The organism is Dyadobacter sediminis, from assembly GCF_005860765.1.
GTDB lineage: Bacteria > Bacteroidota > Bacteroidia > Cytophagales > Spirosomataceae > Dyadobacter > Dyadobacter sediminis.
This window is the reverse complement of sequence record NZ_VCEI01000005.1, coordinates 1-24,292: the sequence shown is the minus strand read 5'-3', so window position 1 is coordinate 24,292 and position 24,292 is coordinate 1. Positions and strand designations below refer to the sequence as shown.

At 39.9% G+C, this 24,292-nt stretch carries 22 protein-coding genes; 18 read left to right on the top strand and 4 right to left on the bottom strand.

The window, feature by feature from the left end; translation table 11 throughout:
* Window positions 1-337 precede the first annotated feature (337 nt).
* The 3 genes from FEM55_RS00675 (at window position 338) to FEM55_RS00665 (ending at window position 2,871) form a co-directional block, all read left to right on the top strand.
* Window positions 338-1,243: a sensor histidine kinase gene (locus FEM55_RS00675; RefSeq protein ID WP_229209031.1), complete on the top strand. Its 906-nt coding sequence runs from the start codon at window positions 338-340 to the stop codon at window positions 1,241-1,243.
* On the top strand, window positions 1,240-1,995 hold the full coding sequence (locus tag FEM55_RS00670; RefSeq protein ID WP_138279407.1) for a LytR/AlgR family response regulator transcription factor: 756 nt from the start codon (window positions 1,240-1,242) through the stop codon (window positions 1,993-1,995). Before FEM55_RS00675 ends, FEM55_RS00670 begins: the two co-directional genes overlap by 4 nt.
* 126 nt (window positions 1,996-2,121) lie before the next feature.
* Entirely contained in the window at window positions 2,122-2,871 is a 750-nt protein-coding gene (locus FEM55_RS00665) for a hypothetical protein (RefSeq protein ID WP_138279406.1), read from the top strand.
* A gap of 856 nt (window positions 2,872-3,727) precedes the next feature.
* Here the strand turns inward: FEM55_RS00665 and FEM55_RS00660 are convergent.
* A complete protein-coding gene (locus FEM55_RS00660) occupies window positions 3,728-5,161 on the bottom strand; it encodes an AAA family ATPase (protein WP_138279405.1) in 1,434 nt (477 codons plus the stop codon).
* Between the two features lie 767 nt (window positions 5,162-5,928).
* Between FEM55_RS00660 and FEM55_RS00655 the strand changes: the two genes are divergently transcribed.
* From FEM55_RS00655 to FEM55_RS00620, 8 genes are all read left to right on the top strand, one after another.
* The gene (locus FEM55_RS00655; RefSeq protein ID WP_138279404.1) at window positions 5,929-6,591 is read left to right on the top strand and encodes a recombinase family protein; all 663 of its coding nucleotides are present in this window, start codon (window positions 5,929-5,931) and stop codon (window positions 6,589-6,591) included.
* Between the two features lie 99 nt (window positions 6,592-6,690).
* Complete coding sequence (locus FEM55_RS00650; protein ID WP_138279403.1) at window positions 6,691-6,945, top strand: hypothetical protein; 255 nt, start codon at window positions 6,691-6,693, stop codon at window positions 6,943-6,945.
* A gap of 1,416 nt (window positions 6,946-8,361) precedes the next feature.
* Window positions 8,362-9,027, top strand: a complete 666-nt coding sequence (locus FEM55_RS00645) for an AAA family ATPase (RefSeq protein WP_138279402.1) — start codon at window positions 8,362-8,364, stop codon at window positions 9,025-9,027.
* On the top strand, window positions 9,002-9,298 hold the full coding sequence (locus FEM55_RS00640; protein ID WP_138279401.1) for a hypothetical protein: 297 nt from the start codon (window positions 9,002-9,004) through the stop codon (window positions 9,296-9,298). Before FEM55_RS00645 ends, FEM55_RS00640 begins: the two co-directional genes overlap by 26 nt.
* Before the next feature lie 45 nt (window positions 9,299-9,343).
* Window positions 9,344-10,273: a replication protein RepA gene (locus FEM55_RS00635; RefSeq protein WP_138279400.1), complete on the top strand. Its 930-nt coding sequence runs from the start codon at window positions 9,344-9,346 to the stop codon at window positions 10,271-10,273.
* A 403-nt stretch (window positions 10,274-10,676) separates the two neighbouring features.
* Window positions 10,677-11,651, top strand: coding sequence for a DUF8464 domain-containing protein (locus FEM55_RS00630; protein WP_138279399.1), 975 nt, complete (start codon window positions 10,677-10,679; stop codon window positions 11,649-11,651).
* 1,111 nt (window positions 11,652-12,762) lie between these two features.
* Window positions 12,763-13,311, top strand: a complete 549-nt coding sequence (locus FEM55_RS00625) for a hypothetical protein (protein WP_138279398.1) — start codon at window positions 12,763-12,765, stop codon at window positions 13,309-13,311.
* Window positions 13,308-14,735 carry a relaxase/mobilization nuclease domain-containing protein gene (locus tag FEM55_RS00620; protein WP_138279397.1) on the top strand — a complete coding sequence of 476 codons (1,428 nt, stop codon included), beginning with the start codon at window positions 13,308-13,310 and terminating at the stop codon, window positions 14,733-14,735. Before FEM55_RS00625 ends, FEM55_RS00620 begins: the two co-directional genes overlap by 4 nt.
* Before the next feature lie 807 nt (window positions 14,736-15,542).
* Here the strand turns inward: FEM55_RS00620 and FEM55_RS00615 are convergent.
* A complete protein-coding gene (locus FEM55_RS00615; RefSeq protein WP_201747731.1) occupies window positions 15,543-16,331 on the bottom strand; it encodes an SDR family oxidoreductase in 789 nt (262 codons plus the stop codon).
* 103 nt (window positions 16,332-16,434) lie between these two features.
* On the bottom strand, window positions 16,435-17,328 hold the full coding sequence (locus FEM55_RS00610; RefSeq protein WP_138279396.1) for a helix-turn-helix domain-containing protein: 894 nt from the start codon (window positions 17,326-17,328) through the stop codon (window positions 16,435-16,437).
* A gap of 185 nt (window positions 17,329-17,513) precedes the next feature.
* Between FEM55_RS00610 and FEM55_RS00605 the strand changes: the two genes are divergently transcribed.
* From FEM55_RS00605 to FEM55_RS00580, 6 genes are all read left to right on the top strand, one after another.
* Complete coding sequence (locus tag FEM55_RS00605) at window positions 17,514-18,026, top strand: aldo/keto reductase (RefSeq protein WP_138279395.1); 513 nt, start codon at window positions 17,514-17,516, stop codon at window positions 18,024-18,026.
* Between the two features lie 171 nt (window positions 18,027-18,197).
* Window positions 18,198-19,181, top strand: a complete 984-nt coding sequence (locus FEM55_RS00600) for an aldo/keto reductase (protein WP_138279394.1) — start codon at window positions 18,198-18,200, stop codon at window positions 19,179-19,181.
* Window positions 19,181-19,900, top strand: coding sequence for a carboxymuconolactone decarboxylase family protein (locus FEM55_RS00595; protein WP_310588652.1), 720 nt, complete (start codon window positions 19,181-19,183; stop codon window positions 19,898-19,900). The genes FEM55_RS00600 and FEM55_RS00595 overlap by 1 nt, the downstream gene beginning before the upstream one ends.
* 85 nt (window positions 19,901-19,985) lie before the next feature.
* Window positions 19,986-20,294, top strand: a complete 309-nt coding sequence (locus tag FEM55_RS00590) for a DUF1330 domain-containing protein (protein ID WP_138279392.1) — start codon at window positions 19,986-19,988, stop codon at window positions 20,292-20,294.
* An 89-nt stretch (window positions 20,295-20,383) separates the two neighbouring features.
* Window positions 20,384-21,142: an SDR family NAD(P)-dependent oxidoreductase gene (locus FEM55_RS00585; RefSeq protein WP_138279391.1), complete on the top strand. Its 759-nt coding sequence runs from the start codon at window positions 20,384-20,386 to the stop codon at window positions 21,140-21,142.
* A 14-nt stretch (window positions 21,143-21,156) separates the two neighbouring features.
* Window positions 21,157-22,257, top strand: coding sequence for an FAD-dependent monooxygenase (locus FEM55_RS00580; RefSeq protein WP_138279390.1), 1,101 nt, complete (start codon window positions 21,157-21,159; stop codon window positions 22,255-22,257).
* 117 nt (window positions 22,258-22,374) lie between these two features.
* On the opposite strand, the gene FEM55_RS24815 is transcribed toward FEM55_RS00580, so the two are convergent.
* Window positions 22,375-22,533 carry a hypothetical protein gene (locus FEM55_RS24815; protein ID WP_161597103.1) on the bottom strand — a complete coding sequence of 53 codons (159 nt, stop codon included), beginning with the start codon at window positions 22,531-22,533 and terminating at the stop codon, window positions 22,375-22,377.
* Window positions 22,534-23,462: 929 nt separating this feature from the next.
* Here FEM55_RS24815 and FEM55_RS00575 point away from each other — a divergent pair.
* Entirely contained in the window at window positions 23,463-24,074 is a 612-nt protein-coding gene (locus FEM55_RS00575; RefSeq protein WP_171036427.1) for a chemotaxis protein CheB, read from the top strand.
* Window positions 24,075-24,292: the final 218 nt, after the last annotated feature.

Here is a 24,292-nt window from a genome sequence, read left to right as displayed (position 1 = left end):
TTGGATAGATATCATTTCAGAGCGCACCAGGGAATAGATCGAAAAAAGCCTGCAGAGCTGTTTGAAATGTGCGCCTAAAACAACTAACAAACCTAAATTAGTGGTCTAACATAATCGAGGTATCATACTTTGGTGTAAAGCTTTCATTGCAAATATGCATCCTTATTTTTTTGGTCAGAAGTGGTTACTGGGCTTCGCGCTGGCGATTGTATACATCCCGTTGAGAACTTTTATTAATGTCCGGATGGATTTCTGGGCCACGATTCTGCACAAACTTCCATTATTTTCGGTTGAAATTCTAATTAGTACTGTGTTTTATACTAGCTGGATTTACCTAATGGACTGGTTTCTTAAAAATCTTCCGGTGCTGACCGGCAGCAAGCGTCCTGCAAATTTCAATTTATTGCATCAACTCATCGCGCTGGTTCCGGCCATTTTGCTAGCACTGGTTTTTAATCTTATGCTCATTTATACATGGGGGTTTATGGATTCCAATTGGATTTTTCGTTCAAAATTCAACCATTACGGTACGATGTCGATGGATGCAAAAATCACGCGTTATCATTCCAATCAGGCTCTAACAATTCTGGCATTAATAGCAGGCTATTATCTCTGCGTCAGCAGCCAGGCCCAAGAAAAATTGCAGAAAATGCTGGTGGATTCCGAAAAGCTGGCTACCGAAAACATGAGCGCGCGTTTCCTGGCATTGAAAAACCAGATCAGTCCGCATTTTCTGTTTAATAATCTCAGTGTGCTTGCCTCGCTGGTGGAATCTCGTTCTGAGAAGTCGAGCGAATTCATCCAGCAACTCTCGCTGGCCTATCGGTACATTCTGGAACAAGCGGAACTTGGGCAGATCAGTTTGAAAGAAGAATTGAATTTTCTTGAAACTTATATTTATTTACTTCGCATTCGTTTTCAGGAAAAGATACAATTGGATGTTCAGGTATCTCAAGTCGATCAGAACCGGTATAGCATTATTCCACTCACTTTGCAGCCACTTATTGAGAATGCAGTCAAGCATAATACCATGTCCGTTGCAAATCCGCTATGCATCAACATTACCATTGAAAATACGATCCTAATTGTTCGCAATCCGTTGCAAGTTAGAATTTTTAAAGAACAGACAACCGGCCTTGGATTAAGTAATTTGGTCAGCCGTTACAAATTGTTGCAGAATAAAGACGTTGTAATTAAGCGGACTGAAACTGATTTTATCGTCAAAATTCCCTTGTTGTCATGAATGTGCTGATTGTAGAAGATGAATATCTCAGCGCGGAACGGCTACGTAAAATGATAGAGGATATCGATGCGTCTATACATGTACTGGCTGTAATCCCGTCAGTTTTTGACACAATAGCTTATCTTCAAAATAAATCAAATACAAGCCCTGACCTCATTTTTCTGGACATTCACCTCGAAGATGACAATGGTTTCAGAATCGTGGAAAGTCTGAATTTGACTATTCCTGTCATCTTCACGACCGCATTTGACGAGTATGCGTTAAAAGCGTTCAAAACCAACAGTATAGACTATCTTTTGAAGCCAATTAGCCCGCTCGAATTGCAAGCTTCGCTGATCAAATTTAAAAGACTGAACGCTACACCGCCTCCTGTTAGTGCGGCCAATACTGCGGACGCACCAGTTCCGGAAAAATATAAAGATCGGTTCCTGTGCACGGCTGGTTCACGAATATTTACTTTTACAAGCCCTGAAATCGCGTACTTCGTAATTGAAGAAAAGGCCACCTTTCTGCGGCTCTTCGACGGCCGGCACTTTGCGGTGGAATACAGCCTGGACAAGCTATCTCAGCTCATGGACCCAGTGCGATTTTTCCGGATCAACCGCTCGCTGATGGTTTCCATCAATGCCATTCGTAACATCCATACTATATCGGCCGGAAAGCTTAAAATCGACCTTGATCCGGCATTAGCTCAGGAAGCCTATGTTAGCCCGGACCGTGTTTCTGCATTCAAAAACTGGCTGGGGAAATAGAATTTCTCTGGATTTAAGGTGTGAAAACGGGTATTCTGCAACGTAATCTTGTCATTCGGCAATTGTCTTTTTAAAAATAGACTTTAAGTTACAAAATTGGGTTATCGCATTAACCTGAATTGTAAAATGTCATCGATTAAATTTACTGCCCGCAAACAATTTCATCTGCTCCTGTGCAAAACGCGGAATTGGGAGGACAGCTACGAATTCGCTTCTCATTACCGCCTTGTATTTGTGGCTTGTGGAGACGGTCAGTTTATATTGAACAACCAGCTGCATAGTTACTGTAAGGGTGGCGTTATCCTACTCAAACCAGATGAAATGCTAGTTTTTCAAGAGGATATGGCTACTGAAGTGCTAGTGATCGCATTCGATTCTCTAGTCTGTGCGGACAGAGAACAAAAGCATGTTGCTGAATTTGTGGAAACCTACAAACAAGTGGAAAATATTTTTAGAAATCTGTGTGTCCGGCAGGGAAAGCTGGTTAGTAATGAGCGTGATGCGGACACGATCCGCTATTTGGTGGAACAAATCACATTTGAGCTGACGCAACAGCAAGCCTCGTTTCTCAAACTGATCAAAGGCAGTATTTCACTGATTGTAAATATTTTAGTAAGAAACAACTTTGATTTCCACAAAGTCGAAGAGCCCGAAGGTCAGCAAAAACTGTCCGAAGCGTTGGTTGAGCATCTTAAACACGAACTGGAAAACAGAAAGACGATCCGTGTTACGGAGTTGCTGATGAAGTTTAATATTTCAGAAGAAACAGCTAACTTATATATGCTCAATAAAACCGGTATGTCTTTGCGGAATTTTATTTTCAAATTTAAAACAGACCTTTTCAAAAGCCGGGCATTGAAATTTGACGTTTCCTAAGATAGCCGCCATTTTCCGTACTCTTGGGCGCATGCACAATAATTTCAATTCATCATTAGTGGATTTTACTGACTAACCTGGGCTAATTAGTCAGTTGGAGCAAACACGGTATTAGGCTAAAATACCCTCTGATCTCCCGCCTGTAAGTGTCCCAAATTTTCAGACAATTTAGGAATATAGCACATGACCTATTTTATTTAATTGCTACTTCTATGCAGTTTTGTATATGGTTTACAACTTGGCTATTTAAGGATTGAAGCTTTTGACACAAAGTTTTAATTGTAGTAAGCAAGAAGGATGGAAAATGATTTATCCAGTAAATGTAATAGGTATGAATTCATTACAAACAGTTAATCTATTTAACATAATGATAGTTATAAAACAAATTTAAAATATGGTTATTTTAAGTAAAGATTGTTTTCAAATAGATAATTGTTGTATTTTATTGATATGAATCTATTACGAAGATATTAGTAATAAAAGCGGTAGTGCCAGGCTGCAATTTCATCTAAAGCCTGCTGATCACCCGCTTTGAAGCAATGCCAAAACTCCTGAAGAGCCTGGTTGGAATAATTAGTTGTGGATGGACGTTCCAATCAAAAGAAGTAAAATTGTTTATTGTATTTATATAGATATTTTCCGGTCTGTTTGTACGAAAACATGTATCCTTAAATCAAGGAAATAAAAATATACTTAGCTTGAATGCTGGATGAATTTTAAATGTAATTACTGTTTACTATTTTATTATTTATAGGACTAAGACTTAATGCTGGAATGTTATTGTTCAAGATTAGCCAGTACATTCTTCCAGAATAACATAAAGCACCATTTTGGAGTATCCTGTTAAAGGCTTTGATTAATTGAAAAGGACGTCCATGGTTAGTTCTTTTTGAACCAGTCCTGGATAGTTCAAGCTATTTTTTACCCCATAGGTTGTCATCATTGTCAAAAAAAGGGTTTTTCTGGTTTTTGTCTGCTGCTGAAACACGGTAAGTTTACTTTCCAGCTCTGTTGCGTATGCCTTACCAATCTCAAATGGATATTCAGAGAACTTCATCTCACAAATATTGATGCATGCGTCATTCCGATCAATAAGTAGGTCAATCTGAGCTCCTTTTTCTGTCTTTTCTTTTGGTTGGTGACGCCAGACTGATACTTCCGTATATACGTCAGCGATTCCAATGCCCTTTTTAATCTGGGAAATATGCTTCATGCATATACTTTCAAAGGCATTTCCACTCCAGCTTTTCCATGAGTTGCCGGGTGTAAATCTTAGCCAGGTTCCCGGTCCAGTGGCTTTACTTCCTTCTATAAACTTTAAATAAAACAAAGAATATTCATCTGTGAGCTTGAAAAGGGCATCTTTGATGGTTTTACCAAATGGAATGTATGTGCTAATAAAGCCGGATTCCGTTAGCTCACTCAGCAGTTGGGTAGCATAGCCTCCGGATGTCAGGTTACATGCATCAATGAGTTCATTGCGGCTCATGCCTTTGCCTTTTTTTGCTAATGCACGTACAATATCTATATGGTTTTGGGCACTATCAAAGAGGGAATGATATAGATTTCTGAATTCATCAAATAACAAGCCGTCTTTGGTAAAACATAGCCTGTCTATGATCTGGGCAGCACTTTCACCCGGTTCAATCTCTTTAAGATATTGTGGTATGCCGCCCATTGCCATATATATTTGTAACAACTGGTATTTGTCTAACCTGACTTTGCGTTGCCGTAGGTATTCTGATGTTTCTCCGATGGTAAAGGGAAGGAGCCGTATTCGTCTGGTTACCCGGTTGTGCAATCCTCCCCTATTATTAATGACCTTCTTGATCATCCAGGATGCAGCTGATCCGCAAATAATAAGAATAAGGTTTTTCTTCTGTGAGGCCCAGCTATTCCAAAAGTTCTCAAATGCTGGCAGAAAGCCCGAGCGAGGAGTATCAATCCATGGGAATTCGTCAAAGAACACAATTGTTCTGTCTTTGTTTAATAATGGATCCAGTAGTTGTTTAAGCATTTCAAAAGCTTTTAACCAGCTTTCCGGTTTAGCAATTGGTAATCCGCCAGCCGCATTGGTTAGTGCCATGCTGAAGTTTTCCAGTTGCTGGCTTAAGGTTGCATGGTGAATTCCGGAAAACTCAAAGGAAATTCTTTTAGTGAAACCGTTTCTTACTAGAAACGTTTTTCCCACCCGCCTCCGGCCAAATATTGCAACCAGCTCCGCTTCTCCTGATTTTTCAATTTTATTTAAAAGTAGCTTTTCTTCAACTCGCCCGGTGACTAGTTCCATTTGCTTTGTTTTTTTATTACAAAGCTATAAAGAGATTAACAATTTGGCGTATTATAAAAAATTATATTACGCCAAATGTATATATTATTAAACTATTTTGGCGGAATATAATCATTCTATTTTGGACTTAAAGGGTAGGCTTCCTTTCTTAGTACAGTAATTAATTGGATTTTATATAATTGATGATCTATTCACACGAAACTGAACAGTTGAAAATAAAAAAATGGATTGTTTGTTGGAGACCTCTACTGATCAAAACGCAAAGGTAAGTAACCCTCCACTCAGTTCAGAAATCCTTACCATATACTTTGAATTCTTCTAGTAGATGCTGAACTGAATACTTGCAATGTGAATGATTTCGGTTGTCGGTAATACTACATGTAAGATTTTGTAACGCAAGTAGCGGGGCAAGATCCGTAGTTTAAAAAGTATTCTTCTGCCTAAGTACAAATCTTACTCATCCAAAAAAGGAATCAGGTAATTAATAAATAGAAGTTGATAAAGTAGCTCCCCTATCACAAGCAAAGTTTAAATTAATAGAAAATCAATAAGAAGCCTTTATGGATACAAAAGTTACAAGTCAAATTTTCTTACTTAATATAAGGTTAACAAAAATTAATATATAAGAAAATTATATATTATGAATATAGTATAATTTCAATTTAGATATAACAATATTGATTTGATTCTATTTTATGGCATTTAATAAACGAGCGTTTTTTATATGCCATAAAACTTTACATTTGATAAATTAGTATTAGAATCGCATGAATTACGTCTGCTATTACAGAGTCTCTACTAAAGGACAGGGTAAATCCGGACTAGGGTTAGGAGATCAAATGTCTATCGTCAATCGCTACCTTCGGGAAGGTGACAAAATAATTCTGGAATTTACGGAAATTGAATCTGGCAAAAAAAGTGATCGTCCCAAACTTCAGGATGCCATTCTGGCCTGTCAGAAAAATCAGGCAAAATTGTTAATTGCCAAACTGGACCGCCTCAGCAGGAACGTTGCTTTCGTAATGACACTTCGAGATACGGGCGTCAACTTTGTCGCCTGCGATCTGCCGGATGCTAATACCTTATCCGTTGGAATGATGGTGACCTTTGCACAGTATGAAGCCGAGCGTACATCCGAACGAACCAAAGCCGCACTGTCCCAAAAGAAATTACAAGGATTTAAACTTGGCAAGCCGGAGAACTTAACCTTAGAGGCTATACGTACAGGGCAGCAGATACGGACACAAAATGCTTTAACGAATAAGGCCAATGTGCAGGCTACAGAACTCGCCGTATTATATAGGAGTAAAAATATGACTTATGCCCAGATTGCAGAGAAGCTCAATGAAACCCATTACCTGACGCGCAGGCACAAGCAATTTGATGGAAAGGCTATATACAGGTTAATTAAAAGGTGTGAAATATCCTAAAATGGAATTAAACCATTTGCCTGTTTTAATTAATAAAAATTTTTAGGAACATATTTTACATAATCCAAAGTCAGCTATGATTTTTAAGTAGATTAATCAATGGATACATACATTATTGAAGGTGATTGGGCGGAAATTCATGACTATGTCACAAAATTTCCAAAGCAGACTATATTTTGTATTGCTAAAACACCAGACCAAAAGGTCTATTTACGATCTCCCAGTGAGTTTGTGATCAGTGCAGTGCTGCATAGATTTGCAGTTATGAAAACAGAGGATTTACCTGAATTCTTGGAAAGCAGCAGCACTTTCGGGCACCTCCCATTGTTTTTTCCTAAGGCTGACCATTGTTAATATGACTTATACCAACAAAGCTAGAGACATCATAGCTGAATAAGATTAGTCGAATTGTTAAGTACCACTACATGTCCGTGCCAAAAAGATAAGTAAACTTTCAGCCAAGTCGAAAATCCTCACCTCATCCCCTTAAATTTCTTCCAATAGCTACTTTAAACCTGAATAATTTTAATATAAACGATTCTGGTTAAAAAGTACCCCTTTATTTTTTCTCATAAAACGTTTTGATTGTTGCTAGAAAAGCATGATCCAGATTACGAGGTTATATATACTTTCATTGGGGATTAACAATGCTAACTTTTATAGGTATTTAAAACTGTTTGAAACACATTCGGATAATGAACTCAATTAATAGAAATTGAAGAAAAAGTAGATCCAACATGAGCTTCCAGAGAAGTGCAGCATTGAGTCAAAAAATGTGGTCTTATACAGGCTGTATTTTAGCACCCAAATAAATGTCAGTAAGGCAGACATTTATCCCCTCCTACTTACCCAGTAAATGTCGTAAATGCTAATGTTTACTAGATATATCCGGGCACTCATTGCAAGCTAGTTCCTTCACAATGGAATATCGCTTTGTCTCATTTGATACTTGGGATTAGACCTTTGATGAATTATCAATATTGAACCCTAAGAAGCGAAAAGTGCAATGCTATACAACCAGTTGGTTGATATTTCCTTTATCCCCTCCTACCCTATGTTGAACATCTTGAAATTGTATGGGAAATTAGGTAAGAAGTAAGTTTTAGTACATTCAGCCTTCAAGGAAAAGTTCTTGATTAACTAATAATGGATTATAGACTTTTGTATACCGTGGAGGCATCGTTAAGCCTGCAATATGACATATTTTGGAAAGATCTAAGACAACCCAGTTATACCGGTTTTAGCAACTACTTTTAATTTGTAAAAGCTTCTTATCCTCTAAAAGGATAATTCCTAAAAATTAAGCATCACTTTCCTCAATTCATTGCTTTGCATTAATTATTATATTTGCTATTTACCAAAGCTTTAATATTTCTAAATCTATTTATTTTTAATAATTACTTTTTGGAAAATTAAGATTTTAAATATGGTTAATTATATCTTAATAATAATATATAAATTCTGATAATCAACCTATTAATATAAAGTAAATACTTGCGTTGTCTTATTTTTTAACGTTAATTTAAGCGTTTAATTTAGCGCTATAATTAACGTTTATAAATAGTATTTTTTAGCATTATAGTTAACGTTAATATAAGATTTGTTTTGATGTAATAATTAATGTTAATTTTAGCGCTATTTTAGTGTGAAAAATAACGTTAATTATAGCGTTGAAAATAACATTGATAAAAACATTATTTGTAACATGTTTTGCGATTTACAAATTAACATATATTTTGGCGCTAAATTTCATGTTTAAACTAACGTCTAATGATATTCACTACCGCAGGAGAAAAAGGTGGAAGTGGTCGCAGCACAATCGCTGAACATTTTACCGTGTGGCTATCCAAGCAAGATTTTGACGTGCTGCTAATTGATGCAGATGAGCAGGGTACAGCGAGCGATTTTACTGCTTGGAGAGAGCAGACCCTAGATGGAAACGTAGGCTATACACTGGTGCAACTTGTGGGTGCAAACCTTCGTAAACAAGTTGAAACAATGAAGTCAAAATATGACCATATTGTAATTGACACGGGAGGCCGTGATACAACTAGCCAGAGAGCTGCATTGTTTGTAGCTGACGTGGCAATCGTCCCAGTTCAGCCGCGCAGCCATGATATTTGGACATTAGCAAAATTCACGGAAATTTTGGACGAGATACAGTCAGGTCGTGCTACGCCTTTAACTGCATACACATTTTTAAACCGTGCTGATATTACAAGTTTAGATAATAGAGAGTCAGCAGAAGCTTTGGCAGGTTTAGAGCAAATGACTTTTGTTGATTGCGCAATAAAGAACCGAAAGGCATACCCAAATGCAGGTGCATCCGGATTGACCGTATTTGAAATGGGGGAGAAGTCAGATGCCAAAGCCATTAATGAAATTACAGAACTCTTTAAACGCATAAGCCATGTCAATATCCCTATCACCGCCTAAAAAAAAGGTTTCTGAACAACAAATTAATGCTATTATAAACAAAGGTGGAAAAACCACAGTCGAGAGCATTGATAAACCTCTGGATCCAAATTCCACAAAAAGCATTAAGTTAATTATGACAGTTGACGAAATGGAAATGATTAAAGAGCTACGAGACAGGCGTCCAGCTAAAAGTCGCAGCCGTAAAATCACTATTTCTGTCCACGATTGGGTTATTGAAGCTGTACAGGAAAAGATTGAACGTGAGCGCCGGAAATACAGCATACAATAAAGACGTTATTTAAAACATTATTTTTAACGTTAAAATTAATGCTAAATGGGTGCAAAAAAAACTCCTAAACCAAAGCCTGATGGAACATCTAAGGTGGCTGTACGACGGTCAAAGCTAATATATGATGCTTTCCAGGAAGAACCGGATGATCGTGAAATACTATTTCAAGCTGCCGCTATGTGTCAAGTGTTTTTGCCACGGCGTGAGCCATTGACACCACATGAGGTGTGGGAAACAGACAGCGGCAAATTTACTATGACAGTAATACCTTTGCCAGTAATCAATCCAGCTACGCATAAACAGGAATATCTGGGTCTGCCATACGGCACCAAGGCACGCATTATTCTTGCAAACTTGAATGCCATTGCCGTACAAAGCCAGAGTCGCATTATAGACGTCTCTAGCAACAATCTAACGCAGTTTGTGAAGGAAATAGGAATGACGGACGGAGGAAGCCAAATAAGTGCTGTACGCGATCAAATAGCCAGGCTATCTAATTCCATCATGCGGTTATCTTTTGATGGTGCAGAGTGGCAAGATAACACCAACATGCCAATTGTAAGTCGATTTACAGTTTTCAAGGGGTCGGAGAACCAGCAGCGTTGGCCTGAGCAGATTGAGCTGTCAGAGCAATATTTCACAAATCTGGTCGAACATGCTGTACCGTTGCCGAAGTTGCACCTTGCAGCCCTGAGCAATAACGCAACGGCTATTGACCTGTATTGTTTCCTTGCGCACCGTTTACATCGCATACCTAAGGGTAAACCGCAATTTCTAGCATGGAAAACACTAAAAGATCAGTTTGGCGGGGAATACACTCGGATGACTGATTTTAGGACAAATTTCAAGAAAACCTGGGATCTTGTTAGATGCCTGTATACTGATGCTCGGATTGAACAAAAAGGTACCAAAGGACTAATGCTTTACAATAGCCCAACACCTATACCAAAACAATTAGGAATATTCATTAACTAACTTGTAATCAACGTATTGTACGCAAAAGTGCGAGTAAATCACGGTATTGGCATTTATGAGCTGTTAATTTACTGATATTCAATGTGTTACATAGTATTTTTACGATAAAATCACGGTCTAAATGACTATAAATGTGGATAAGTATGTGGAAAACCCTGTGTAAAAGGCAGTTACGCACCGTGATTTTGTCGCAAAAGCGACCGTGATTTTGTCGTAAATACCACCGTGATTTTGTCCCACAACCCTTTATATAAAAACAATTAAATTTTTTCTATTATTAAGCAAAAAAATTGTGCAAAACTTATTTTGCTAATGAGGAAAGAAGTGATTGACAACTAAATAATTAGTTGTGTTATTTATTAAATTGCGCAAAAATTAAGCAGTAAGATTAAATTCATTTAAAATGAATGTAAGTGAAGCAAAGTCTATTCTACTTGACGAATTTCTTCAAAACCTTGGTTTTGCATGTGCCAAAGTATCAGAAGGACGAAAGTGGTACCATGCACCTTATAGAGAAGAGAATACTCCCAGTTTCGTACTAAGTCATGATCGATTTGCTTGGTATGATCACGGAGAGGGTAGGGGAGGAAGTATAATTGAGCTGGCCATGAGATTTGGTGATCTACGTAATGTTTCGGAAGTTCTAAGTTATATTGAGCGCATTATGGGCAATAAACACATCATGCCTATCACTAAGCAAGAGTATAAGCAAATTAACCAAGAATCACCTTTTTACGAGTTAATCACGGTAAGTAATTTTCATGCTTATGTTGGCCGCGGAATGTCCAAGGAAGCACAATATCTACTTAGCAGATGCATAAGCCCAGATGCTATCATGCCATACATTAAAGACGTTAAATTTAACGCTAGAAATGACGTTAAAAAATCCTATACCGGCTTTGGCATACGTAACAATGAAGGCGGCTTTGAAGTCCGATTTGATCGGGGTAGGGGATATGAGAAAGTTACAGTTGGAACGAAAGCTGTAAGCTTTTTCCCATCAACAGTAAAAGGCTCTGCAAATGGTACTCTGCATATTTTCGAAGGCATGCCCGATTTTTACACTTACCTTACTTGGAACAGTAAAAAACAAAATTCTATCAACCCGGCATCACAGAGTTATTTAATTCTTAATGGTACCGGAATGATAAATCAGGCAATTAAATTATTACAAGATCACCATTTTGCCTTCGTTGCTATTTGGTCACAATATGGTAAGGGTGGTTGTCAGATGGAAGAAGCACTGCTAGCATATTTCTCCAAGATCAATTGCACAGTAGGCACTACAAAGGACATGTACGCTCCACCATCTGACATACTGGAAGATCAGTTAAGTAAGTGGGATTTCAATGCTTGGTATGTAACACAAAACAGTTGATATGTCAAACGGTCACAATTCCCTATTTAGGCCAAAAGTAAAATAGAAACAATAATTTACTAAAATAGAAGTAATTTGATTATAGCAGTTTCCTTGCCATCTACATTTCTCAAGCGGCTTACAGGCGACCCGGTTTGAATTTATCTCTGCTATCCCTTTTGCTTATAACCATTGGCTGGGGAAATACGCCTGTAATACAGATCCGAATCTTAGCGATTATGGTTTACAGCCCTTAAGAAAGCCAAAACTAAATACTTGGTTTGTTAACACCTTCTTCTCGCCCATTTGTAAAAAAAACTCATTATGAAAAGTCGAAATTCACATAATCGCACATAGCTTTTGCAGTTACATAATTGGAGACCGGCAAACTAAGCTAGTAGAATTTTACTAGGGTATGTTCGCGTTGTTAAATAGTAAAACAATCATATTACGGCCACTACAATGTTACTTCGAGAAGTAGTTTGCCATATGGAAAAATTAATGTCCAATACATCTCCCCACAATTTTACTTTTTCCTTTGCTTGTGACTAGTTTACTTCATAATATCTATGAGTGGAATTATTTGGGTTTGGACAAAAGACTTAAAAGTTTCTATTTCTAATTTGGTTCTTTTGATTTTTCCTAACTGTTGCGAATTTATATATCAAAATTTTTTTATTTTATGCTATTAGAATAGTTCAATAATTTAATCTTTTATAATTTAAGTACACGCATGATACATGCATAGTACACGTATAGTACGTGCATCTACGCATTTTGAAGAATATCGCGAGTAAATTTTTCTTCTGCCTAAATTAAAGTACATGCATAGTACTTGTAAAGTACCGGCATGTATCATTGTTTATTATGCGAAAAAGAGTTTGATCAATCTGACTAGCTTCATTACTTATTTTTGTTCAATTTTCGAGTCGGTTTCTATTTCGAGAAGGATATTTTATTACAAGAGGTATTAATCGAAGACATTTTTTAAGGTACTTTTGCTTACACTTTTTAGAATCGTAATAGCAAGCTATGTTTTCACCCGGCAAAAATCACTCTACGTTTCATTTCCCCCGTCTGAAAACCGCTTGCCCTGTGGGAGTCAATTCGCCCTACGGCTCATTGTAGAAAAATGGAAAAGAAAGAAAGAGTCAAAAAAGCAGGCAGACCTAAGCTGGCCGCCAACCAGGTGAGAGTAAAAGTAACGCTGATGCTAACGCCTGATGAGATCGCTAAGTTGAAAGCTGAACATGAAGGGTACCCAGTTGACTTTACTGTTTTTTGCAGAGAGAAACTGCTTAACCGGGAATCAAAGATATTGCGCCGGCCAATTCCGGAAGATGTCAAAGCTGAAATGAGCAACATTCTTCGTATGGCAGGAAGTGTTCTTTTGCTTGCAAAAAATACATCATCGGACACTGTGATCTCGGATGAATTTCGGGAGATGGCGGCTGGTCTTAAACGGATGGTTCAACGGGCTGACTTTTCGATCAATGAAATGGTACTCAGCCAAAGCCTGATTGCCAGTATTGTTTCCTTATTTACCAAAATTGAAAAATTGGTCAATAAGCTCGATAGAGGCTCAGAACCTGTGGTCGAGGTTGATCTACTGCTGCAAAAAATCAAGGAAAAGCTGCTGCCTTTTACTGATATGTATAATCTTACGAGTGAGTTAAAATGATTGGAAAAATTGGCAAATCGGGTGGTGATTTTTTGAACGCTTTGATCTATTGTAAATATGATCGAAGAAGCGTTGATGAAAACGGGAATTTGAAAATCCGGGGTGAGCTGGTTTATTTTCAAAACATCAATGCATTGGAATTGTATGGTCCTGACATAGACCTTAATTACATCGCTGATGAACTACATGCTGTCGCTGACCAAAACACCCGCACAAAAAGCCCTGTTGCGCATATTAGCTTTTCTTTCCCACCCGGTGAAAGCCCATCCAATGAAGTCCTGCAAAATATCGTGAAGGATTATGCAAAGGAATTTGGACTGAAAGAGAATGGACTTGCTGTTTATAAGCATGTTGACAAAGAACATGAGCACATCCATATTATAGCAAACAAGATCAATGAGCTGGGCAAGAATACCGTTTCAACCAGTTATGATTTCTTGGATATGGGCCATTTTTCCAGAAAGATGGAGAACAAGTATGGCCTTCAATCCACCAAACAAATGGACAGCTTATTGATTGATGGCAAAACAGAACGAAAAAGCAACCCAATCCATGCCCAATTGAGAAACCATTTAGATCAGATGATCCCCGAATCAGAAGACTTGGAATCCTTATGTGTGAAGCTTTTACAAAAGGGTTTTAAGACCAAAAGGGGCAACGGCATTACCTTTATTCAGAAGTCGTCAGGTGTTGTTATCAAAGGGTCTGATCTGGGACGAGCATATTCCAAACTCAATCTTGAAAAAAGAATAACTGGAAGCTACTTACCTGATGATAAGTTTGGTATAGATAATCCAAAGACCACTGAAAAGGATAAATTGAAACAATTGGTTAAAAGTACAGCGCCTGTTTCTAAAACATTCCCTGATTTTATAGCCGCTTTAAACCGAGAAGGTTATGGCGTTCAAACGAAAGACATGATCAACAAAAAGTCTGGAAAGCCTTTTACAAGTATTCTCTTCACTAAGAATTTCAGTATCCCGGATGAAAATAATGCTGAGTTGCCAATCCGGAACTTAAAAATGATCACAGGAGCGCAGCTTGATCCTGAGTTTAAATATGCTGTCATCAAGAGTAATTTAAATAAAGGAACCTGGGACGATCTCGGACACGGTTCTCCATTTACGAAATCTACGGTCAAACCTGAAATCGAAAAACCACTGATTGACAAACCGAACAAATCTACCCCTGAAACTTCCAGCAGTGCAGGAAGCGCAGGATTAGACTTTGCAATTGAAAGGCTGCTAACCAGCAATAATGCAGGACAAGTTGAAGCTGATTCAGCTAAGTCTCGTGGGAAAATTGCAGTAGAAGTGAAGCGCAACGCATCTGGTTATGAAAATGAGTTTGGAACACGAGGACTGGAAGAAATGAAAGAAGAAAAGAAGAAAAATCTTCGTACAAAACCGAAGAAAAAGCTTTAAAAGTGATACGCCGTCAATTCAAGAAAAAGTAAACCATTTTCAACAGAAAACAGTCTCTAGATCCTAGAAACAGAATTGTTCTTCAAGGATTCTTTGTCTTATTTCCAAGTTAAACCTTTTAAGGAAATACGAAAATGAATTTGCTTTATGTGAGAGGACAATGAGTTAAAGGAAACTTTTATTGCTTGATACTTAACTATAACAAGTCCAAAGAGCTAGACGAAATACTTATTATATGAGAGATTTTGGCTGTCGAGAATACTACATGTAAGGTTTTTTGGTACAACTCACAGCTAGATATCTGTCTTTTGATGAAGGAAGCCTTAAAGTTGGTAAAGCATCAATTGCTAATTCCCTAAAATTGCATCCATCCGGCAGCTGGTAGGTTTCGCAAAGAAGTAACATTTATTTACAATTTTGTTTTTAATCATGGTTCGTGAAAACCGTGGTTTTATATGTTAATGCCCGGAATTTAGTCGGAGAACTTAAAGCACTTTTAATGAGTCACTTACTTGGTTTATAGTTCATTTAACAAAGGCTTATGTCGGGTTTTAATGTAATTTGTATTCTAATCAATTGTAAGGTTTGATAACAAGAGAAGTTATAGAGATTCGTAGGGACAGAGCGAGAAAGACAAAAGCCTTTGCAGGTACAAATGTTGCTAGTGTCACTAAGAAGTAGGTCAAGTGCTTTTGTATTTATTTGATCCCTTCTGGATAACTTCTTTGCTTGATCAACAAACTGTTGCTACTAGTACACGAATGCCCGGTCTGTAAGCGCCGGGCATCTGTGTACTAGTACTAAAACTTAATTTTTCCCTGCATAAACCATTGTCTGTCCACCATCTACGGTCAATTCAATCCCTGTGATAAAGCTGCTGGCTTCGGAGGCCAGAAATACAACAGCATTTCCCATGTCCTGGCTCGTACCCACACGTCCAGCCGGTATTTCGGTGGTCACACGGTCAACATAATCCTGGACCTGCTGCTCTGACATTCCTTGCTCGGTACGATAGCCTTCTGTGGGGACCACCCCAGGGCTCAGGGCGTTCACCCTAATCCCTCTGTCTTTTAAATCTGTGGTCCAGCTTCTTGCAAATGAACGCACAGCGGCCTTGGTGGCAGCATATATACCGAAGCCTTCAAGCCCCATGTAGGCAGTAATGGAGGCATTCAGAATAATTGAGCTGCCATCATTCAGGATAGGTAACATGCTTTGGACTGTAAAGACTACACCTTTCACATTGACATTGTAGGTCTTGTCCAGATACTCTTCGGTAACTTCTCGTAGTGGAACAGGGTTACCGCCTCCTGCATTAGCGAAAACAATATCCAGAGATCCTTTTTCAGTTTTGATGATCGCCGCTACGTCTTCCATTTCTTTCTTGCTGGTTACATCTGCCCGTATGGCCCTTGCGTTTTGACCAAGCTGAGCCAATGCTTCATCCAACTGCTGCTGCCTGCGAGCGGTAATATAAACGAATGCACCGGCCTCTATCAGTGATTTAGCCGCGCCGAAACCGATCCCTGAATTACCTCCTGTAACCAGGGCTACTTTTCCTATTAAAACCTGAGTTTCCATTTGATTATTTTCCATTTGATTATTTTTGATTTGATCTTTGAGATGTCTGTTTAACATCACAAAATTAAATCATCAATCTGGATGGTTTTGAATGTAATCAAATCAAAAAGTATAATAATCAAACTTGTGCTGTTACTGCGTTTTTTGTCCTGAAGGACTTGGGGACAGCCCCGGTTATTTTTTTAAAATGATTATTAAAGTATGTCGGATATTCAAACCCCAGGGCGTATGCAATTTCAGCTATACTCCATTCTGTGTGTTGGAGTAATGCTTTGGCTTCCGTTGCGATGCGTTCGGCAATATGAACGGTCGTGGGTTTACCAGTAATCTCTTTAACGGATTTGTTCAGGTAGTTTACGTGAACATTCAATTGGCTGGCAAATTGCTGCGCAGTCCTGATTTTGATGGGGTCATTGATGCTTTCAATTGGGAACTGGCGCTCTAATAGTTCCAGAAAAAAGAATGCCACCCGGGAAGCCGCATTTTTGTTCTTCACCAAATGATCCTGCGGGTTCATTTTAAGTGCCTCCTGTATAATAAGATGTAAGTAACTGCGAACCAGGTCGTCCTTATGCGCATAATCTGATTCTTGTTCTGCCAGTATTTTTTGAAATATCATGATCAGAAACGCTGTTTGCTGCTCGCTAACAGCCACCACCGGAGAGTTTGCCAGTTTGAATAAAGGTGATTCATGGTGGCTGCCCGGACGGTCACTGAGTTTTAAAAACTCTTCTGAGAACAGGCAGGCATAGCCTGTCATCATTTCAGATTGGATATGCGAAGAATATGGGATATGGGGGTTTCCAAAAAACAGGAAAGTGTCATCTATATCAATACTTCGGTCTGCATAATTCAGTAAAGTATGGCCGCTGATCAGGCATACCTTATAAAAATCCCTGCGACCATAAATTGGGATCGGATGCACCTTGGTTTCTACTTCGTAGGCTTTAAAGCCTTTTAATTGCAGGTCACCTATTGGATATGCTGCCAGTTCAGCTACTTTCTCGTTCATGATACAAAGTTAACATAATCAAATCTAAATTGCTGAGCGTGTATGCTTGTTTTTATGTACGCGTTTTTTAAATGGTGAATTCAAAGGTGATTTGATTATTATACTTTTCGGTTTGATTGTCTAAAAAAACCCTTTGCTTTTAGTCAGACCTTTGTATTCGTCAAACAAGCAAGCAAGAAACAATTATGAAAACAGTCAGATTAAATAATGGAGTTCAGATGCCCATCCTGGGATTAGGCGTATTCCGGGTGTCTGACCCACAACAGTGTGAAAAAAGTGTATACGAAGCAATCAACGCCGGTTATCGGCTGATTGATACCGCCGCAGCCTACGAGAACGAAGAAGCAGTTGGCAGGGGTATAAAGAAAAGCGGTGTTGAGCGTCAGGAGCTTTTTATAACTACCAAACTTTGGGTTCAGGATGCAGGATATGAAAGCACAAAAGAGGCGTTTGCCAAATCATTGAAAAAATTACAACTGGACTATCTGGACCTTTACCTGATCCATCAGCCATTCGGTGATATTTATGGTTCCTGGAAAGCAATGGAAGAACTCTACAAGGAAGGGAAAATCAGGGCCATTGGGGTGAGTAACTTTTATCCCGACCGATTGGCCGACCTAATGGTACATCATGAGATTGTTCCAGCGGTAAATCAAATTGAAACACACCCGTACTGGCAACAAGTTGAAGGACAGTAATATTTGAAAGAAAGTAACATTCAAATCGAATCCTGGAGCCCATTTGCACAAGACAACCAGATTTTCGATCACCATGATCCCGTCAGAGTTAAATTCCTGAGTGGGCACCGTTTTAATAATTAAGCAAAAATTCATCATAAACAGATCAAATAACATTTAAAAGCAATCACTATGAAAATTAGAAAATTAGGAAGTCAGGGTTTAGAAGTTTCAGCCGTTGGCCTGGGTTGTATGGGAATGAGCTTTGGCTATGGCCCTGCCGCAGATAAAGATGATATGATCAAATTGATCCGTCATGCCGTCGAAAAAGGAGTGAGCTTGTTTGATACGGCAGAAGTGTATGGCCCCTTTGCCAATGAAGAGCTGATTGGAGAGGCTTTGGCCCCATTCGGCCACGAGGTTAAAATCGCCACCAAGTTCGGTATTACAATACAAGATGGGAAACAGACCATGGATAGCCATCCTGATACGATCAGAAAGAGCATTGAAGGTTCATTAAAACGCCTAAAAAGGGATGCTATTGACCTTTATTATCAGCACCGTGTCGATGTGAATGTTCCAATGGAAGATGTCGCTGGTACTGTCAGGGAGTTAATTCAAGAAGGTAAAGTAAAATATTTTGGTATGTGCGAGGCAGGCGCAGATTCTATCCGCAAGGCCCATGCTGTTCAACCTTTGAGCGCTTTGCAAAGTGAATTCTCTTTATGGTGGAGAGAGCCGGAAGAGACGATCATACCTACGCTAGAGGAATTGGGTATTGGCTTTGTGCCGTTTAGCCCGCTTGGTAAAGGCTTTTTAACGGGCAAGATCACAGAAGATACTGTATTCTCTGACAAGGATGTACGCGGAAATTTTCCACGCTTTCAAAAGGAAGCCATTGAAGCCAACCAGGCCCTGATCGATCTGATTGGTAAGATTGCCAAAGATAAGGATGCAACCCCTGCACAGATCGCAATCGGCTGGGTTTTGGCACAAAAACCTTGGATTGTTCCAATTCCGGGAACGACCAAAGTCCACCGTTTGGAAGAAAACCTTGGTGGTGTTGACGTTGAATTATCTGCTGCAGACCTGAAAGAGATTGAAGAGACTGCCGCCCAAATCAAAATTGTCGGCGACCGTTACCCGGCAGCCATGCAAAAAAGCATCAACCGCTAATTAAAAATGAAGGCTCCGCTATCAGCGGGGCCTTTAAAAATAGTATCATGGAAAATTCAAATCAAAAACTCGATTCCAGGCAGCAGCATCTGGTAAATATATCGGCCTTCACCTCTAAAAGCGATGTGGCGAATCTGAGAGTGGCTTTAAATGAAGCCCTGAATGCAGGTTTGACGATTAATGAAATCAATGAAGTGTTGGCGCATTTGTATGCTTATGTGGGCTTCCCACCAAGTATCCGGGGCATACATTTGTTCAAAGAAGTCGTCGCAGAAAGGCAAGCCAACGGCATCAAAGATCAGCAGGGCCGGGAAAGTACACCTGTTGTAGAAGATACTACAACCTACGAAAGGGGCGAGGAAGCCCAGATGATCGTAACAGCCATGAGTGCTGAGCAATTAAAAACCTTATTTGCCTTTAATCCACTGATCGACGTATTCTTAAAAGAACACCTGTTTGCAGATATTTTCGACAGGGATATTTTAAGTTATACAGACCGCGAAATTGTGACGGTATCTTCACTAGCAAGCGTGCAGGATCCCTTTGTGCGCTCACACATCGGGGGAGCTTTAAACGTTGGGGTCACCCCACAGCAATTAGAGCAGGTATTTGATATCATACGAGGTAAGATCGGAAAACAGCAGGCAGATACAGCTGACAAGGTACTAGCCGAAGTAATAGAATCAAGAAGTAATTGTAATGGACCTGGCAATAATTAATTACCGCCAGCCAGTGGCCTAAGCTCAGTTTGCATTTACCAGATCTGCCTTCAACCACAAACGCTAAAATTAACAAACAACACGTATGGAAAACCAATCACCGGCCAAAGGCTATCTCATTGCCACATTTACCATTCATGATCAGGCCACCTTTCAGAAATATGTGGAAGCGGGAGGGCACCTGGCAGCAAAGTTCAATGGAAAAGTTATTCTATTTGACGCCAATCCAAAAATAGTTGAAGGTAAATCAGAAGCAATCATCGCGTTAATGGAGTTTGCAACTGCTTCGGATGCTGAGCGGTTTTACAATTCCCCGGAGTATACAGCGGCAAGACAATTTCGTATTTCAGCAACAACAAGTACAATTATTCTGGCAGAAGGGCTAGCACAATAGAGGTAACGATTAAGGTCTTGAGAATTCATATTTAGAATGATCAATTAGGACAAGAGCACTGCCCGCATCAAGAAAGTTATAATAAAAATATGACGAGAATATTCATCACCGGATCAGCTGACGGTTTAGGTAAATTGGCCGCAACCGCACTGATCAACCAGGGCCATCAGGTAGTTTTACACGCACGTAATCAAAAGCGTGGCCAGGATGCATTGACTCAAATCAATGGCGCTCAAACCGTATTGACCGCTGATTTGTCGAGCATAGCTGAAACAAAAAATCTGGCAGCCCAGCTCAATGATATGGGCCGCTTTGATGCTGTTATTCATAACGCAGGACTGTACCAGGTATCGAATCTGGACCTAAGTGTTGATGGTCTGCCCTTGCTGCTTGCTGTGAATACCATTGCGCCCTACATTTTGACCAGTTTGATGTACAAGCCCGAAAGACTGATCTATTTAAGCTCAGGCATGCATTTGCAAGGTGACCCTACTTTCAAGGGTTTAGCGGCAGCCAAGCCCAGGGTTTCATATTCAGATTCTAAGCTGCACAACCTTATTTTGGCAAAGGCTGTTGCCCGGAAATGGTCAAAAGTTTATTCCAACGCCGTAGATCCGGGTTGGGTGCCCACCAGGATGGGCGGCGCGGGTGCACCTGATGATTTGGAAAAAGGGTATCAAACACAAGTTTGGCTTGCGGCAAGCAATGAGGCCAAAGCGCTGGTAAGCGGCCGCTATTTTCATCATAAGCGCCCGGAGAATTATTTATCAAAATCAAATGATGTTAGCATCCAGGAACAATTCCTTCACCTGTGTGAGCTGATAAGCGGTGTGAGCTTTCCATCATAAAGTCATTGGAGCAAATGAATAAGCAAGTTGTAAAAAGCGATATGTCTGTCGTTGTAGTTGGCGCATCCCTGGCTGGTTTGATGATGGGGATTGCGCTTGCAAAGGCTGGGATGAAGGTTACTATTTTGGAGCGGGTTGGTACCAAGCCACGAAGTGGCGCGGTACTTCAGGTAGATAGTGGCGAGAGGGACAATTCTGCCACGGCAAAATCATTAAGAAAGCTCGCTTCGGGTGGATTGCGGTCGGCTCAGGCCTGGTCTTCTATACAATCCCGGCTTCATGCAGCAGCACTTGATGATGCCCGTATTGAATTAATCTATGATACCCCCATAAGGGGTGCTGACCAGAATGATGAAATGGCTTGGGTGGTTACTGATACAGGTAAAATATTCAGTGGTGATATCGTGATTGGTGCTGACGGGCACCGCAGTATAGTTCGTAGAATGGTAGCACCACAAAAGCCCAATGCTACCTTCGCAGGTTATATGATCTGGGTAGCTATATTAAACGAACAGGATATTGCTGAGAAATATTGGCCTGATGCCGATATGGCCGTCAGTATGCCCGATGGTATAGGTGATTTCTTGCTTGGTTCTGTCATCCAGGGTGCAGGTGGCTCCCGTAAGCGTGGAGAAAGAAGATTGGGTTGGGCATGGTATGATAACACACGTAATCACTTGCTACGTGAACTGGGCTGCGTTAGAGGTTCACTTGTGCATCATTCATTAATCGGAACAGACATTCCCGGGCATACACTGACCGAATTAGCAGATCAAGCCAGAGAAAGATGGCCACAGCCCTGGTTGGCAGCAACGCTTCATAGTATTCAAACACGCGCCCTAACAGCAATACCTGTATCAGAATATGTTCCTAACCAACTTGTCAACAAACGTATAGCCATAACCGGCGACGCTGCCCACGTGCTTACTCCCATAAGCGCTGCCGGATTTAACGCATCCCTACTAGATGCTGCTACGTTAACGGATTGTATTCTCCAACAGTCTGGCCTTTATGATCCTGTATCAGCTTTGTCACGCTATGAATCACTGCGGTTAAAACCAGTGCAGCAAATGGTACAGTCAGGACAATCCTTCAGCCGATCCTTCGGCAGATAATATGGAATGAGGTTAGTCTTAATTTTGAAAGCGTACAATCAATCGTTATTCCAGTACTACGATGTCTCATTTACTTATCATGCCAAAATCCACGGGGATACAAGAAACTCCAAATGTTTACTTCATTCGCTGGTTTCTTATCTCATTGATAATGTACCAGGACAGCCTTACTGCTTCCTTTAACTTATTGCTGTTTTCAAGTAGCTGCTTTCTGTATTCTCTGGATTGTGCGATAAAACGCCTGATTTCGATCACAACAGATGGAAAATTTTTCATTTAGAAGTCGTAATTACAAAAATTGGGTGGGCTTCTAAAAATTCATGCCGATTGGAACCAGTATTTCTTTGAAGTAATAGCCGGGAAAAGTTTTAAGTTAGTTGTCTGTATCCCACAGGATGAATCTTGCTCAACTATCCCAATAACCGAGAATTGGCTTATCACAACACTATTTGAATTTCGTAAACCAATCCTATTTCATTGGTTCATGATGATAATAGATATTATCTATGGGTCAAACCACAGAAATTAATCGGTAGTATTTACGAAAAAATACTAAAATCTAAGATACAGCTTCTCAGAAGTAAATAGGAAAGAATATATACAGTAAATGTAGCGCGCGGGGGGAGGTAAAGCATAGAAATGAGGAATGCATTAAAATACTGTTACAATGAGGCCGGCATACTTGAAGGATACAATTACAACAGCTTTTTCAAATCAGAACCACAGACTGTTGATGCGGTCTCTCAAGCTGTCTTGCCATTGTTGCACAACTGCTAATTTCTCCATTATAAGCTTGTTTTTGATCTTTAAAGTTATTAGCCGATTTTCCAGCAAAAGGAAGTATTCCCGGGAGAATTTATAAGATACTTCAATGTAATACGAGGCTTGCTGTGGATGTTCCAATGTTTGCTGTCCAGGAGTGGCTAGACCGGATAGCTCTGAACAGGGCGGAGAAGAAACTCAGATTAAACTGATTAGATGTAAGTTAGCAACATTTCAGCAATAAACAATTTATATCAGTCCTTACTTTTCATTCTGAGCTTATCCCCCAGATTATTAAAGTTGCTGTTCATACGTAATCAGAAAAGACCTTCTATTTATCTGGTCTTGTCAGGCCATATTTGTTGATCCGTGCGTGTTCAACCACATTACTTTCAGCAGCCTTGTAATTTTTAGGATAAAAGGGTATTTTGCAAAGCAGCGCTTTGAAACTTTATTTATTAATTTCCATGGGCAATCCTAAAAAACTGTTTATCGTAGCGATCGGCTTTTCGGCCGGTGGGAGACAGGACCTGTATGATTTCTTTTCTTATCTGCCCAAACTGCCTAATGCTGCTTTCATCATTTTACAGCACCTGAGCCGCGACCATCAAAGTCTTGCAGACGTTTTGCTTGAGCCTAATACCAACCTACCCGTTAGCTGGGCTGCAGATCAGGACCTTGTCGAAGCCAATCATATCTACCTGTTAGCGCCCAACAAGCTGATGACCATACACAATGGCTATTTGCAAACCCGCGACCGGAACCCGCAAGACAAAAGTAACTGGGCAATAGATGTTTTTTTTAACTCCCTGGCCGATAATTCGGCAGCCATGGCAGTCGGGGTCATTCTTTCCGGTACGGGCTCTGATGGTGCCAATGGAGCTGTGCGTATCCATGAGCATGGCGGTGTTGTACTTGTACAGGATCCAGGCACTGCCTTGTTTGATGGTATGCCTGTGTCTGCTATTTTAAAAGACAGCCCGGATGAAATATTGCCCCCTCGCAAACTGGCCTATGCACTTACAGACTATTTACTGGCCCGGCAAACACTGTAATGAGCCTTAAACCCATATTTTTATTCGAGTCAATACAAGTAAGCAAAAGGAGCTATGAATCGGTGCTTAGGTCTAGCTCTTGGGCGAGATGTGTCTTAGCCCCCTAAATGGTTGGACAAAATTGTAAAAACAGTTTAGTCCATTTAATTTAGGAATCATGAGTAAACAACGCCGAACATTCAGTGCAGAAGACCGGTACTCGATCGTACAGGAATCTC